Annotated in this window: 14 protein-coding genes; 9 read left to right on the top strand and 5 right to left on the bottom strand. The window is 49.2% G+C overall.

Going from position 1 to position 14,088, the window contains the following annotated elements:
* Positions 1-1,155 (top strand): efflux RND transporter periplasmic adaptor subunit, encoded by a 1,155-nt coding sequence (locus tag JT719_RS23720; protein WP_207436254.1) that lies wholly within the window; start codon positions 1-3, stop codon positions 1,153-1,155.
* A 375-nt stretch (positions 1,156-1,530) separates the two neighbouring features.
* On the opposite strand, the gene JT719_RS23715 is transcribed toward JT719_RS23720, so the two are convergent.
* Positions 1,531-2,790, bottom strand: a complete 1,260-nt coding sequence (locus JT719_RS23715; protein WP_341350795.1) for an MFS transporter — start codon at positions 2,788-2,790, stop codon at positions 1,531-1,533.
* A 186-nt stretch (positions 2,791-2,976) separates the two neighbouring features.
* Between JT719_RS23715 and JT719_RS23710 the strand changes: the two genes are divergently transcribed.
* Entirely contained in the window at positions 2,977-3,411 is a 435-nt protein-coding gene (locus JT719_RS23710) for a hypothetical protein (protein ID WP_207436253.1), read from the top strand.
* A 141-nt stretch (positions 3,412-3,552) separates the two neighbouring features.
* Here JT719_RS23710 and JT719_RS23705 read toward each other — a convergent pair whose 3' ends face one another.
* Positions 3,553-4,572 (bottom strand): cytochrome d ubiquinol oxidase subunit II, encoded by a 1,020-nt coding sequence (locus JT719_RS23705; RefSeq protein ID WP_207436252.1) that lies wholly within the window; start codon positions 4,570-4,572, stop codon positions 3,553-3,555.
* Between the two features lie 10 nt (positions 4,573-4,582).
* Positions 4,583-5,923 (bottom strand): cytochrome ubiquinol oxidase subunit I, encoded by a 1,341-nt coding sequence (locus JT719_RS23700; RefSeq protein WP_207436251.1) that lies wholly within the window; start codon positions 5,921-5,923, stop codon positions 4,583-4,585.
* A gap of 305 nt (positions 5,924-6,228) precedes the next feature.
* Between JT719_RS23700 and JT719_RS23695 the strand changes: the two genes are divergently transcribed.
* The gene (locus JT719_RS23695; RefSeq protein WP_207436250.1) at positions 6,229-6,624 is read left to right on the top strand and encodes a group III truncated hemoglobin; all 396 of its coding nucleotides are present in this window, start codon (positions 6,229-6,231) and stop codon (positions 6,622-6,624) included.
* A 310-nt stretch (positions 6,625-6,934) separates the two neighbouring features.
* Here JT719_RS23695 and JT719_RS23690 read toward each other — a convergent pair whose 3' ends face one another.
* Entirely contained in the window at positions 6,935-7,330 is a 396-nt protein-coding gene (locus JT719_RS23690; protein WP_207436249.1) for a DUF202 domain-containing protein, read from the bottom strand.
* Between the two features lie 172 nt (positions 7,331-7,502).
* Here JT719_RS23690 and JT719_RS23685 point away from each other — a divergent pair, with 172 nt between their 5' ends.
* The 4 genes from JT719_RS23685 to JT719_RS23670 all read left to right on the top strand — a co-directional run bounded on the left by JT719_RS23685 (position 7,503) and on the right by JT719_RS23670 (position 10,307).
* Positions 7,503-8,135, top strand: coding sequence for a DUF6799 domain-containing protein (locus tag JT719_RS23685; RefSeq protein WP_207436248.1), 633 nt, complete (start codon positions 7,503-7,505; stop codon positions 8,133-8,135).
* An 18-nt stretch (positions 8,136-8,153) separates the two neighbouring features.
* Positions 8,154-9,041 (top strand): YitT family protein, encoded by an 888-nt coding sequence (locus JT719_RS23680; protein ID WP_242693445.1) that lies wholly within the window; start codon positions 8,154-8,156, stop codon positions 9,039-9,041.
* 461 nt (positions 9,042-9,502) lie between these two features.
* Positions 9,503-10,102 carry an RNA polymerase sigma factor gene (locus JT719_RS23675; RefSeq protein ID WP_207436247.1) on the top strand — a complete coding sequence of 200 codons (600 nt, stop codon included), beginning with the start codon at positions 9,503-9,505 and terminating at the stop codon, positions 10,100-10,102.
* The gene (locus JT719_RS23670) at positions 10,077-10,307 is read left to right on the top strand and encodes a hypothetical protein (protein WP_207436246.1); all 231 of its coding nucleotides are present in this window, start codon (positions 10,077-10,079) and stop codon (positions 10,305-10,307) included. Before JT719_RS23675 ends, JT719_RS23670 begins: the two co-directional genes overlap by 26 nt.
* A gap of 184 nt (positions 10,308-10,491) precedes the next feature.
* Here the strand turns inward: JT719_RS23670 and JT719_RS23665 are convergent, their stop codons facing one another.
* The gene (locus JT719_RS23665; protein WP_207436245.1) at positions 10,492-11,214 is read right to left on the bottom strand and encodes a hypothetical protein; all 723 of its coding nucleotides are present in this window, start codon (positions 11,212-11,214) and stop codon (positions 10,492-10,494) included.
* A gap of 201 nt (positions 11,215-11,415) precedes the next feature.
* Between JT719_RS23665 and nth the strand changes: the two genes are divergently transcribed.
* Positions 11,416-12,093: an endonuclease III gene (nth, locus tag JT719_RS23660; protein WP_207436244.1), complete on the top strand. Its 678-nt coding sequence runs from the start codon at positions 11,416-11,418 to the stop codon at positions 12,091-12,093.
* Between the two features lie 242 nt (positions 12,094-12,335).
* Positions 12,336-14,003: a S41 family peptidase gene (locus tag JT719_RS23655; RefSeq protein WP_207436243.1), complete on the top strand. Its 1,668-nt coding sequence runs from the start codon at positions 12,336-12,338 to the stop codon at positions 14,001-14,003.
* Positions 14,004-14,088 lie beyond the last annotated feature (85 nt).

Below are 14,088 nucleotides of genomic sequence, written 5' to 3'. Positions count from 1 at the left end.
ATGAGAACATCATTTTTCACATATAGCCTGGCCGGGCTTCTGCTGTTTTCAGCCTGTTCTGAGAAAAACACCCCCGAAACGCCTACTCCCGAAGCCGCGGCTGCGCCAGTAGAAACCTCTGAGCTCATAACCCTCACCCAGCAGCAGATGCAGAACGCGGGCGTGGAACTCGGCTCGCCCACTCAACAGAAATTAGGCAATACGCTGCAGCTCTCCGGTGAGATTGACGTGCCGCCCACCAGCCTGATCAGCGTCTCGGTGCCGTACGGCGGATTTGTAAAATCCATGAACCTGCTGCCGGGCCAGCACATTAACAAAGGCCAGGTACTGGCCACCCTCCAGCACCCCGACTACGTGCAACTGCAGCAGGATTATCTGGATACCCGCGCCCGCCTGCAACTGGCCAACTTGGAGTATCAGCGCCAGCAGGAACTCACTCAGGAGAAAGTAAGCGCCCTCAAGAACCTGCAGCAGGTGAAGACCGAGCGCGAAGTACTGCAGAACAGCCTGGCCGCCCTGCGCGAGAAACTGCTCATGATCAACATCAACCCGGCGCGCCTGCAGAACGGCAAAATCAGCCGCACCATCAACATCACCTCGCCCATCAACGGCTTCGTGAAAAACACGCTGGTGAACGTGGGCAAAATGGTGAACGCCTCTGATGTGCTGTTTGAATTGGTGAACACCGATGACCTGCACCTTAAGCTCAACGCCTTCGAGAAAGACGTGCCGTACCTGAGCCCCGGCCAGCGCCTCACCTACACCCTGCCCAACGACCCCGCACCCCGCACCGCCGAGATCATCCTGGTGGGCCACAGCGTGGAAGGCGACAAAACCGTTCCCATCCACGCCCACCTGGACCACCACGACGAGCACAAACTCCTGCCCGGCATGTACGTGACCGCCACCGTCCAAACCACCGACCGCACCGTTACCGCCCTCCCGGAAAGCGCCGTGGTACAGTTCGATGGCACGCCCTACGTCTACGCCAGCCCCGGCAACCGCCAGTTCAAACGCGTGGAAGTAAAAACCGGCCTCAAAGGAAACGGCTACGTGGAAGTGCAACTCCCTGTGGAACTTCAAGCCTCCAGCAGCATCGCCGTGAAAGGCGCGCACAACCTGCTGGCCATGCAGGAGAACAAGGAGGAAGAGTAGTTGGCATAGACGCTCGCAGGAGCTGCGCACAGTACGAGGTCAAACGATAGTCCTGAGTCTTGAGTGCTGAGTCCTGAGTAGGGATGTGTTTTTAGGGTTAAATTTGGGAAAAAGAAGCCTTAACGTAAAACCTGTGAGGTATTCAAAACCTCACAGGTTTAGTCACCCACCACGCAGCAGACGCCTGCTCTAAAGACCTCGTAGTGTGCGCAGCTCCTACGAGTGTCTCCGCCAGCTGCTTCTATCACCGCAGATTCATCGTCTGCTGAGTAAACAGAACACTTCCGCATTCCCATTCCATAAAAAAGCCTCTTTGTTTCGGCCTGTTTTTCAGAAAACAGACCAGAAACAAAGAGGCTTTAATTTTAAAGTCTACTACAAACTCAGCTTCCGCAGCTTATCCGCTTTCCAGGCGGTGAAGGCCACAATCAACATGGTCATGGTGCCGCCGAACACCACCGAGGGCACTACGCCCAGTAACTTCGCGGCAAGGCCGGATTCAAAGGACCCGATCTCGTTGCTGGAGCCCACAAAGATGTTGTTCACGCTAGAGACGCGGCCTTTCATGTGCTCTGGCGTGAGCGTATGAATCAAGGTAGAACGGATGATCACTGAGACGCTGTCCAGCACGCCGCTCATCAACAGCAGGGCAAAGGAGAGCCAGAACACGTTGGACAAGCCGAAACCTATGATGCACGCCCCAAATCCGGCCACCGCCCACAACATCTTTTTACCGGCGTTGTTGGTAATCGGCCGGTAGGCCATGAACACCGCCATGGTCACGGAGCCAATAGCCGGAGCTGACCGGAGCAAGCCCAGCCCTTGCGGACCAATCTTCAGGATATCAGAGGCAAACACCGGTAACAGCGCCACGGCTCCGCCAAACAGCACCGCAAACATGTCCAGGGCCAGTGCACTCAGGATAATCTGGTTCCCGAACACGAATTTGAGTCCTGTCTGCAGACTTTCCTTGATCTTCAGCTTCGGTCCTTCGCTCACCGGCAAGGGGCGTCCGGCGATCAAGCCGTAAAGAATCAAGGCGCATAAGACCAAGGTTGCATCCAAACCAAAAGCCGCAGACACGCCTCCGAAGGCATAGACCAACCCGCCAATGGCAGGACCGGCTACCGAAGCGGCTTGCCACGTGGAACTGCTCCAGGTGATGGCGTTGGCGTAGAACTTACGGTCTGGTAGCAGTTGGGGCATGAACGAGAACACGGCCGGCCCCATGAAGCCTCGGGCCAAGCCGCTCAGGAAAATCACTGAATAGATGGGAACGGTACCAAACTGGTGCAGGATTTTCCCGATGTCCAGGGTGTACAGCAGCAGGGCCACTGAGCAAAAAAGCAGCACGCTCAGCACGGTGATGATGATGCGTTTCCGGGGGATAATATCGGCTACGTGGCCGGCGTACAGCGCCACCGTGATAGACGGAATAGCCTCTACCAAGCCTATCAGACCTAAGGAGAAAGGGTCTTTGGTGATGTCATAAATCTGCCAACCCACCACTACGGCCTGTATTTGCATGGCCAGCGTGATGCAGAAACGGGCAGAGATAAAAAGCCGGAACTCGGGAATACGGAGAACGGCGTAAGGATCATGCCGTTCCTCAGGGATTGGGGAAGATGTTGCCACAGGTTATGAATCAAAGAAAGCAAAGGTATTGTATTCTTCTGGGAAAAGCAGTTTATACGAAAAAGGAACGAACCAACTGCGTCTATATAGTTGTTGGCTATATATCGGCTCAGGGATAAACTTTTTCCAGAAGTTTGCCTGTGCGTGCGTTTAACTTTTGTAAGTTTACCTTCTAAATACCTTCATATGTCTCCTATATTTTTAGATGCCATTGCTCTTACCTACCGTCCGGACCTGGATGTGTTGTTTTTGCGTTGGCCACAACCTGTTTACGCCTTTACCCCGCGGGAGGTGTACCAGCAGGTTCTGGAGTTGGCCCAGGAGACAAACGCACGCTATTGGTTGTTTGACGTCCGGAGCCGTGGCCCGCTTTCCCAGGAAGATATTGCCTGGTTGCGAGAGTCTTATTTCCCTACGCTGCATGGCCAGTTAGGGCATATCACCCATGTGGCGTATTTGCTTACTCCGGCCCATTCAAAAGACCCTGAGACCAAAGAGTCTGCCATGCAAATGAGAGCCTTGCCGTGGTATGGTAAGGGAGCAGATTTTGAAGGGTTCACTTCTGAGCCAGACGCGTTGCTTTGGCTTAAATCCTGCCAGTTGGCGGAGGTAGAAAGGTAATTCCCTCTCTTGTTTAGATAAACGCCCCGGCCCGACAGCGATCCTGTCGGGCCGGGGCGTTTATGGGTATTTCCTGTTTCAGGCTTGTTTTCCTAAAATCGGGCTTAAAAGAAGGTCCTGAGAGTTTTGGCTGAAAGCAGCTCACACTTCATAATCATGCAAGGGCTTCTTCTGGAAACTATAGAACAGGTAAAACAAAGCCGGCAGGATGAGAACGCTTCCCAGCACCAGCGCCCAACCCAAAGCATTGATGGTAGAAGCCGGAGCCTGCGCCTCAAAAAGCGACAGGTGATCTCCGCCCCGTAGCAGCAGGAAATTAGGGAAATGCGCGTACCCAATGGCCACCAGAATCATGGTTACCTGAAACCCAGCCAGGAACCGCAGCACTTTGCTTTGCCCTCGGCCCAGCAGTACCCACAGCAACAGCAACGAAAGCGTGGCCGCCACAATAGCCGTAAAGCTAACCGCATTCCCGAAAAGCCAATTCACCAGCGGCACTCCTTCTACCTGTGCTGAGACAAACACCAGGGCACCGCAGATAACGGCCACCAGGTTCAAGATCTTGGCTTTCTCAATGAACCGGCGGCGGTCCTGCTCTTCCTCGGCTTCGCCGATGAGGTAAATGGCTGCCAGAAACCCGCACAAGGCTACTGTGAAGAAACCCACCGCCACCGAGAACCAATGTAGCCAGCTGAACACATAGGCATCCAGGAAATTATCGGCCTGCACATCAATATGCCCCGAGACCACGCTTCCGGCAATGATACCTAGGAACAGCGGCGTCAGGAAGCTGGAGTACACAAAAATATTGTTGTACACCACCTGCATCTCGTCTACCACCGCATCATAATGCCGGAACACAAACGCCGTACCGCGGGCAATGATGCCAATCAAGAGCAGCAGCAACGGAATATGCAGGTACACCGACATGGTAGCGTAAATGCGCGGGAAACCCACAAACAGAATCACTATGGCAATGATGAGCCACATGTGATTGGCCTCCCAGATGGGCCCGATGGCGTGGTACATGGTGGTGCGGGTTCGCCTGATGTTCCGGCGGTGGGTGAACAGTTCAATGATACCGGCTCCAAAATCGGCCCCACCCAGCAGGAAGTACAGCAGAATGCCCAGGCACAGAAAAGTAATGACAACGTACAGCATGGCTTCTGATTTAATGGGTAGCGTGGGCTGGCTCGGGAGCCGGAGTTACATCATACAGCGTGGGCACCGCCTTAATCTGCCGATACAGCAAATACGCCACTACTAAACTTAAAGAGACATAGATGGCCGCAAACAGGTAAAAGGAATAGGCAATGCCGGGCATAGGCGTTACGGCGTCTTTGGTGCGCATGATGCCGTTCAGAATCCAAGGTTGGCGACCTACTTCGGTCACCGTCCAGCCGGCTTCAATGGCAATGAACCCCAGCGGAATGGCCATCACAAACAAACGCAGCAGCCATGTGCTGTAGAGCCAGTTTTTCTTTTTCCAGAGGGCCAGCAAATACAGAAAGGACACCAGCATCAGGAACATGCCCAACCCCACCATGATCTGGAAAGCGATGTGCGTCACCAGCACCGGCGGATGATTCTCTTCCGGAATTTGGTCCAGCCCGGTTACTTCCTGCTCAAAATTGCCGTGGGCCAGGAAACTCAGCATGCCGGGTATTTTGATGGCGTAATTGACCTCTTTTTTGTCTTCGTCGGGCAAACCACCCAGCACCAGGGGCGCGGCTTTCTCGGTGTGGAAATGCGCTTCCATGGCCGCCAGTTTAGCAGGTTGCCGCTGGGCCACGTCCTTAGCCGAGATATCGCCGGAAATGGGTTGCAGAATAGCGGCTACGGCCCCGAAAATGGCCGCAATCTTAAAGGCTTTGGCATGAAACACCACGTTTTTCTTGCGCAGAATCATGAGTGCGTGCAAACCGGCCACCGCAAAACCAGTAGCAGCAAAGGCAGCCAGCGTCATGTGCAAGGCTTGGGAAAACCAGGCATCGTTGAACATGGCTTTGATGGGATCGATGTTCAGGTACTGGCCGTTCACGTAGTCAAAGCCGGCCGGACTGTTCATCCAGGCGTTGGCTGAGACCACCAGAATACCCGAGGCCAGTCCGCTCAGCCCCACCACCACGCCGGTGAACCAATGAAACCACGGATTAAACCGGCCCCAGCCGTACAGGAAGAAACCCAGCGCAATGGCCTCAATAAAGAAAGCCGTTCCCTCTAAAGAGAAAGGCATCCCGAAGATGGGTCCGGCATGTTCCATGAATTTGGGCCACAGCAAACCTAATTCAAAGGAAAGCATGGTGCCCGACACGGCTCCGGTGGCAAAGAAAATGGCAACTCCTTTGCTCCAGGCTTTGGTAAGCCGCTTATAAACATCCTGGTGAGAAGTGAGGTAACGGTAGTGCGACACGGCCATGAAAAACGGCATGACCATGCCAATACAGGCGTAAATGATGTGAAAACCCAGCGACAGCGCCATCTGTGACCGGGCGGCAAACAGGTCATCCATAGCTAAAAGGATAAGTGGATACTCCGTCTAAATCGGAGGAAAGGTAAGACAGGATTGAATAGGAGAACAGGAAAAAAACAGATTTCTTCCGGGGCCTTCTCTCTCGCTTTCTTAACCCCTCAGTATGAAAACACCCCCTCTCACCCTTCTGTTCATTCTACCGCCAGAACCCTCCACTTTATTTTCTTTCAGGCTGTTTCTGCAAAAACAGGCTTAAAATGACGAAGGTCATTTCAAACCAAGGCACCTTTCCCTAACCTTGCATTGTTGAAAAGCGAGAGCCGCCAACGCTCTCACCCACCGCTATGAACGAAGCACCTAAACCCGATATCACTACCGAGGAAGACATCAAAGCCTTGGTAGATACCTTTTACGATCACGTAAACCGAGACGAGTTGCTGAGCCCGGTGTTCAATGAATTTGCCCAGGTAGACTGGGAACACCACCTGCCCAAGATGTATGCCTTCTGGAGCACCGTGCTGTTTGGGTCAGTGGCGTACAAAGGCCAGCCGTTTCCCAAACACCTGGCTATGCCCATTGACCGACCCCATTTTACCCGGTGGATTGCGCTCTTCACGCAAACGGTAGACGAGTTATTCACTGGCTCCATGGCCGAACAAGCCAAACAGAAAGCCACCAGTATTGCTAATATCTTCCAGATGAAGATGGGGTTGTGGGCAGTACCATTGGTGAAGCCCTGACCTGTATTAGGCTTGTTTTCCTGAAAACGCCCGGGAATCAGCCTTTAAATAGCTAGTCTGTATATTTTGAGAGCCTGAACCCATACAAAGCAGAAGCGGATGCCTGATCAGGCATCCGCTTCTGCTTTGTAGAAATAGAATATATAGCTAGATGGTAGTTGCCTGGGTAGTACCGGAAGCTAGACGTACCATTCGGGAAGAGAAAAGAAAAAGAAGTGGGCAGTTTTGCATTCCAACAACACCCATCAGATCACGCTGCCGCACTCCTTTGGTCCGTAATAATCCAATTACCAGACTTTGCCCAACCTCATTACTGAGGACTTATCTTCATCTGGCTTGCCTTCTCGGCTTTGAGCATGGCCAGCATCTGCTTGGCTGGCACATACATATCTCTTTTATGCTGAATAAGGCTACGTTTCTTCATGAACTTTCGGCACCCTATTCCGCCTATGATCACCCCTAAGGGAATCAAAGCTGCTGCTATCCACATAGAAACAGCCGTATTGAAAAACTGGTGCAGGGAAATTCCTGCTATAATCAGCGAGAGCGAAGTTCTCAGATAAGCCAGAAACGTGCGCTCATTCGCGAAGGAAGTACGTTCAATTGCCAGAGTATCCTTGATCTCAGTGTTGGCTTTCTCCTTCACTTTCAGATCCTGCTTCACTTCCTTCCTAAACTCAGGCGTCATGTAAATTTCATATTCCATACACTGGATTATACGACCTCATTTCAGCAGAAGATGCACCATATTTTATACTATTCAAAGAACATCTCTGCATCTTTCAAGTAAGGACAAAATCAAAATCTTAACCCATGGACGTATATGCCATCTTCTAGATAGTATTTGCCGTATATAGCCTACACAAAGAAGTATGATTATGAAAAGAACCGCACTCTATGCCGTTTTGCTTTTGGTTGCCTTGTTAAACTTACCCGAGGCTGCTTTTGCCCAGCAAACCGGAGACTCACTTGTTACCAAAGCCAACATCAAAGACAACACCATCTTCTGGCAGCAGGGCAAACTGGTGCAGCACAAAGCCGGCAAGCTGTATGAACTGCAGGAACCTATCCAGTACAGCAACGGCACTGTTGTTTCTCCCACCGGACAGGTACGCCTCCCAGACGGTAAGAACTATATGCTCAAACAAAAGAATGCGGTAAGCCCGCAGGGGCGCGTAGTATTGGTAGCCGATGACATCTTCACCCATGACACTATAATAGAGCATGAAAAACAAGTGGTAGGAGACACCGAGACCCGCATTGTGGTGGTAGATGGCCAGATGGTATCGGCGGGTAACAACAAGCAAAAATTCACCTATAGCCTTGCCCAGGAGAAAAAGATACAGTTACTGGAGCAGATGGTGAAACTGCTGGAACAGCGCACCGCTCTTTTGGAAGCCAACCTTACCCCGGCAGAACGCAGAAGCATTGAAGCCTACTATGATGGGCTGAACAAACAATTAACAGTAGTGAACCAACAACTGCAGGCTCTGCCAACTTCTGTTAAATAACCAAACCGCTCTGTTCCTTTGAATCCTCCGCTACCCCCGGCTACAGCCGCCTTGAGAATAAAGCGTCCTTGGGGCCGGCTCCGCGATGCCCTGCTTATTTGCTGCGGCATTGGCTCCGCCTGCCTTGGCCTGAAAGGATTCCTTATCCCCAACCATTTTATTGACGGTGGGGTAACGGGGCTTTCCATGCTCATTTCCAAGAGTGTTGGCGTTCCACTTTCATTGCTTATCTTATTTCTTAACGCACCTTTTCTGATTGCGGGCTACAAGCTGGTGGCCCGCAATTTTGCCCTTAAAAGCCTGATGGCGGTTTTAGGGCTGGCGGTGCTTTTATTCACCATTGAGTTCCCCACCATCACCGATGACAAACTGCTGACGGCGGTCTTTGGCGGGTTCTTTCTGGGAGCAGGAATTGGGCTTTCCATCAGGGGTGGCTGCGTATTGGATGGCACCGAGATTCTGGCCCTGCTGGTGAGCAAGCGCACCAGCCTCACCATCGGGGACGTGATTCTGGTCATCAACCTTGCCTTGTTCCTGGTGGCGGCTTTCCTGCTGGGGTTTGAACCGGCCATGTACTCGGTGCTTACCTATCTGACCGCTTCCAAAACCATTGACTTCATCATCCACGGCATTGAGGAATACACCGGGGTTACCATTGTATCGGTACACAACGTCACCATCCGGCAGGCTATCTTAACCCAATTGGGCCGGGCGGTCACTATTTACAAAGGGCAGCGCGGCTTTTCCGGCGATGAAGTGGATATCCTGTACTGCGTGGTTACCCGTCTGGAGGTACAGCGCCTGAAAACCCTCATTTCTGAACTGGACCCGTCTGCGTTTCTGATCATGCACAGCATCAATGACACCTCAGGGGGCATGATCAAGAAACGGCCTTTGTCTCATTAACAACTCTTAAACCAGGGCCAAGGCACTCACAATGAAACCTCTGGCAAAATCACACGGGCTTTAACCGGTCCAATTTCCTTTCTGCTTTAGCAAAGCCTGCACCACAATTGGAAAATATCCTCGCCTTAAGCTCTGGAGACAGCCAAGGCCATTTATTTTTGCCTCGTTTTTCAATAACCCCTGGGTTTCTTCTCTTTAGGTTTTTGCCGAGCCAGACAACAGCCTTAGAAGCCCGTTTGGAGCGATTTTTGAGGATTTTGCTTTTTCTGTGCCTAACCTGTTTAAAGGCCGGTTTTCAGAAATCTGAAGGAAATCTGAAAAAAAATATTTTTAGATTTTTTTCACCCATTGCATTTAGCTGTCTTATTATCTATATTTGATATACTCATATAAACATATCTATTAAACCGAAACCTCACAATATGGCATAAACCTCTACGTTACCTTATTTGTAGATTTAGATGAATACAGTACAGCTCAACGATTCGGCGTTGGTAACGTCGTATATCGCTGGTAACGAGAGCGCGTTTGAGGAATTGGTAAGCCGCCACAAGAGCAAGGTTTATACCACTATTCTGCTTATTGTAAAAGACACCTACACAGCGGAGGACCTGCTACAGGAAACCTTTGTGAAGGCGATCCATACCATGAAAAGCGGCCGTTACAACGAAGAAGGAAAATTTTCATCCTGGATCTGCCGTATCGCCCATAACTTGGCTATTGATTATTTTCGCCGGGAGAAACGGAGCCCAATGATTACATTGGAAGACGGCAGCAATGTGTTTAACACGCTGAGCTTTTCAGAGGAATCAGTGGAATCCATCCGGATCAAAGAGGAAACCCATGCCCGCCTGCGGGAACTGATTCAGCAGTTACCAGCTGCGCAGAAAGAGGTGCTGATCATGCGCCACTACGCTGACATGAGTTTCCAGGAGATCGCAGAGGCTACCGGTGTAAGCATTAACACGGCTTTGGGCAGAATGAGATACGCATTAATCAATTTGCGGAAAAAAATGTCCAATGATAAAACAGCCTATGATCAAAACCTTTACTCAACATGATCTAGTACAGTACATTTATAACGAACTGCCTAAAAAGCAACGCGAGGCCCTGGAAGAAGCCCTTATGGTGGACCAGGATTTAGCCGAAAGCTGTGCTGATCTGCTCCTCACCCAGCTAAGCTTGGAGGAAGCGCTCATCCAACCAAGCGAGCGGGTCACCGACGCTATCATTAGTTATTCCAAAAACGTGAGTTTGCATCCGTAAAGGACAAGATTTACCAAAAAGAAAACGCTGACTATTAATAAAAAAGTCAGCGTTTTCTTTTTTATTCAGTTTTCCTAATAGATTAATCCTTATTCACTATTTAAGGCCGAGATTTACCTAGGATTAGAAGGACTCTTTTTTAGGAAGGCTAACTTTCAATAATCACTTCTTGTAAATCTTTTTTTTAATCTTGAACAGTAGAGACAATAGGTGCAATAAGTGCAATTAGAAGAGATGCAAGAGCAATCCAAAACGAGTACTTAGCAATTCTCAAGGACTTCTTCCCTAACTCTTCTGATACTTCTATTGCTTTGCTTTGAAGTTGAGAATTCTCCTCGTGGCGCATCTGCTCTTTATCCTTGAAGTTATTTTTGATGAAATCAAGGAGTTCTTCCGAGGGCAAAATTGATTTATGTACAATGCTATGTAAATAGTCATTCTCCTCGCCAAATGTCAAATCCACCTTATTTAGAAATTGGTCCGGCACTATAAATCCACTCTCTCCTTTAATTTCTCGGTTTTCGGTTAGCTCTTCAGTTGAAAGACTATAGTTGAAAGCAGACCTTGTCTCAATACTGAAAAGTGGCAATGAGTATAAAGAGATCAGATGATTACTTTCTAAATACTTGAGAAGAAATATAAGAACAGAAGTGTGGTGATAGAAACTGATTACTTTTTCTTCATACTCCCTTCCAATGTATTTCCCTGCAACTGCTTCAAAATAGATCACTTTTGATTTTCTATCGAATTCAACATTGGCATTATAAACCCTTGCTAATTCATTAAAAAAATTCCAAACCCCAAAATTCTCTACCGCGGATACAGGATTGTTTAGCTCTTCGTTTATTCTATATATTTCTAAAATCTTGGTTAAAAAGCTTTCTTCTGCTTTGCTGAAACCTCTCATTCAATTTTAGATATAGTTATGATCTTTTTAAAGATAGATATTTTAAGATATTAAGTGCACAAACAAGAGAAAGAGTATAACACATATCTAAGCTAGCGAAAGGAGGGTTTATAGCTCGAATACTGCATCAAGGTATACCTCAACCCAATCCACTTAAGCACATTTTACCTAAGTTTGCTTTTTCAATCGCACCTTACTTTTATGCGCAAACCAGAGCGTTACCGCCACTTAATTTCCTACTTCACCCAACACTTCCCCGAGGCCGAAACCGAACTTGATTACCGCAACCCGTATGAACTGTTGGTAGCCGTAGTCCTGAGCGCCCAGTGCACCGACAAACGGGTGAACATGGTCACGCCGGCGCTGTTTGAAGCTTATCCTTCCGCCGAGGCATTGGCAACCGCCACTTCTGAGGATATTTTCCCTTACATCAAGAGTATTTCCTACCCCAACAACAAAGCCAAGCACCTGGCAGGCATGGGCAAGATGCTGGTGGAAAGGTTCGGGGGTGAAGTACCTTCTTCTATTGAGGAACTGCAGCAACTGCCGGGCGTAGGCCGTAAAACTGCCAACGTAATTGCCTCGGTAATCTTTAACATGCCGGCCATGGCCGTGGATACGCATGTGTTCCGGGTATCTAAGCGGTTAGGACTAGTGAGCGCTAAAGCCAAGACACCGTTGGAAGTGGAAAAGGAGCTTCTGAAGCACATTCCGGTAGATCTGGTACCCAAAGCGCACCACTGGCTCATTCTGCACGGTCGTTACATCTGCCTGGCCCGCACCCCACAATGCGAACGCTGCCCTCTCACCCACTTCTGCGCCTATTTTGAGAAAAACTGGCCAAACAAGCCAGACGATCCGCAGAATAAGTTGGGGTAAAAAGCTGTTTTGAGGCTGTTTCAATAAAAACCCCGCCTAAACAGTTTTCTGGAAAAGAGAAGCCTTCAAGTAGCAGGTAAGTATATCAGCTTCTAACTTGAAGTAGATTCAACTTGACTTATTCTATCTTAATTAAATATATAAAATGTTATATATGATATAGCAGGGCAACCGTTGTTCAGGAGTAAGCATTTATAAAACTTTAAGCCTGTTATCAGACACCTTTCTCCCCCCTGCTACCCATGAAAAGAATACTCCTGCTTTTCCTCTGCCTTCCTGCATTAAATGTTCTTGCCCAACCAGCTCTTACAGAAAACCAGAAACTAGAAAGCCTCTCCAAGATATGGGGGTTTCTGAAGTACTATCACCCGGAAGTAGCCAAGGGAAAACGTGATTGGGACGCAGAACTGATGGCTAAGATTCCTCAGGTAAAGAAAGCCCGAAACCAGCAGGAATTAAGTAAGCTATATGATTCTTGGGTAGCATCCCTAGGCAAAGTAAAACGCTGCGGCAGCTGTGACAACAATATTCCGGATAGTCTCATGCGGAATATCTCTTTTGGCTGGCTACAAGACGCCTCCACCTTCACTCCAGAGTTTTCCCAAAAGTTAGAATACATCAGGCAGAACCGTAACCAAGGCAGAAATTATTATGTGCAGCGCCGTTATAAGCTTTTCAAAACCCAAGCTTATTTCCCCAATGAGAAACTGTATGAGAAGTTACCCGAACTTCCTACGGAGGAATTCAGGCTACTAAGCCTCTTCCGGTATTGGAACATTATCAATTACTTCTTCCCGTACAAATATGCCATAGGCGAAAGCTGGGACAATGTGCTCACTGATATGCTACCCAAGTTCAGGAATGCCGCTACCCCGCTTGAATACCACATGGCTCTGCTGGAATTGAGCAACCGCATTAATGATGGGCATAACTTCTTTTATACCAAATACCGGTATGAGTACTTTGGTTCCTATCATGTGCCCTTTCAATTCAAGATAGTAGAAGGGAAAGCTTTGGTCACCGGCTTCTACCATAGAAATTTTGCCGCTAATGATGGAATCCAATTAGGAGATGTTATTACCAGGGTAAACGGCAAAACCATTGAGGAGGCATTAAAGCCAAACCTGAAATACATCTCTGGCTCCAACTACTCCTACAAACTTAGCCGGGTACAGAATGAGTTGTTCAATGGACACACCTCAACACTAACGGTGACTTTCGAGAAAGATGGTGTAGAGCAAACCAGGGAAATCAGGAGGTATTATTTTGCACGGTTTGGGTACAAACCAGATTCAGCATCGGTCAAAGGAAAGCCCTGGCGTATGCTCAACTCAGAAGTTGGCTACATACACATGGGAGACCTGGTAGCCAAAGACGTGAATACCGCCATGAAAGACGTTTGGAACGCTAAAGGCATCATTCTTGACTTGCGCCATTACCCAAAACCAATCAGTCATGCAGTAGCAGCTCACTTGAAAGCCGAGCGTTCCCATTATGCCCTCATGACCTATCCAGACCTTACCTATCCTGGCGTGTTCAGGCCCAACTACCCCTGGAAAGCAGGCAATAAAAACAAGAAAGACTATTATAAGGGAAAAGTAGTTCTGCTAGTGAACGAAGGCACCATGAGCGCCGGGGAATTTGCGACAATGGCTCAGCAAACGGCTCCCAATGTCACTACCATAGGCAGCCAAACCGCCGGAGCCGATGGCAACATTGTGTACATTCCTCTTCCCGGTGGTTTAAAAGCGAGCATGTCTGGCTTGGGAGTGTATTACCCAGACGGCCGCGAAACCCAACGCATTGGCATAGTTCCAGACATAGAGGTTAAACCCAGTATTCAGGGCGTAAGGGAAGGCAAGGACGAAGTACTAGACGCCGCCATCCAGTTCATTACCGCTGGTAAGTAGGCCAATGAGGAAAAGGCAGCCGTTGAATTTGATTTTCTGGCTCCTCAAAGAAGGGTAAAAGCAGTTTCGCCTGTCTCTTCTTATG

Source organism: Sabulibacter ruber, from assembly GCF_017355955.1.
Taxonomy (GTDB): Bacteria; Bacteroidota; Bacteroidia; order Cytophagales; family Hymenobacteraceae; genus Nibribacter; species Nibribacter ruber_A.
Note: the sequence above shows the minus strand (reverse complement) of the source record. Positions and strands in the feature narration are given on the sequence as shown.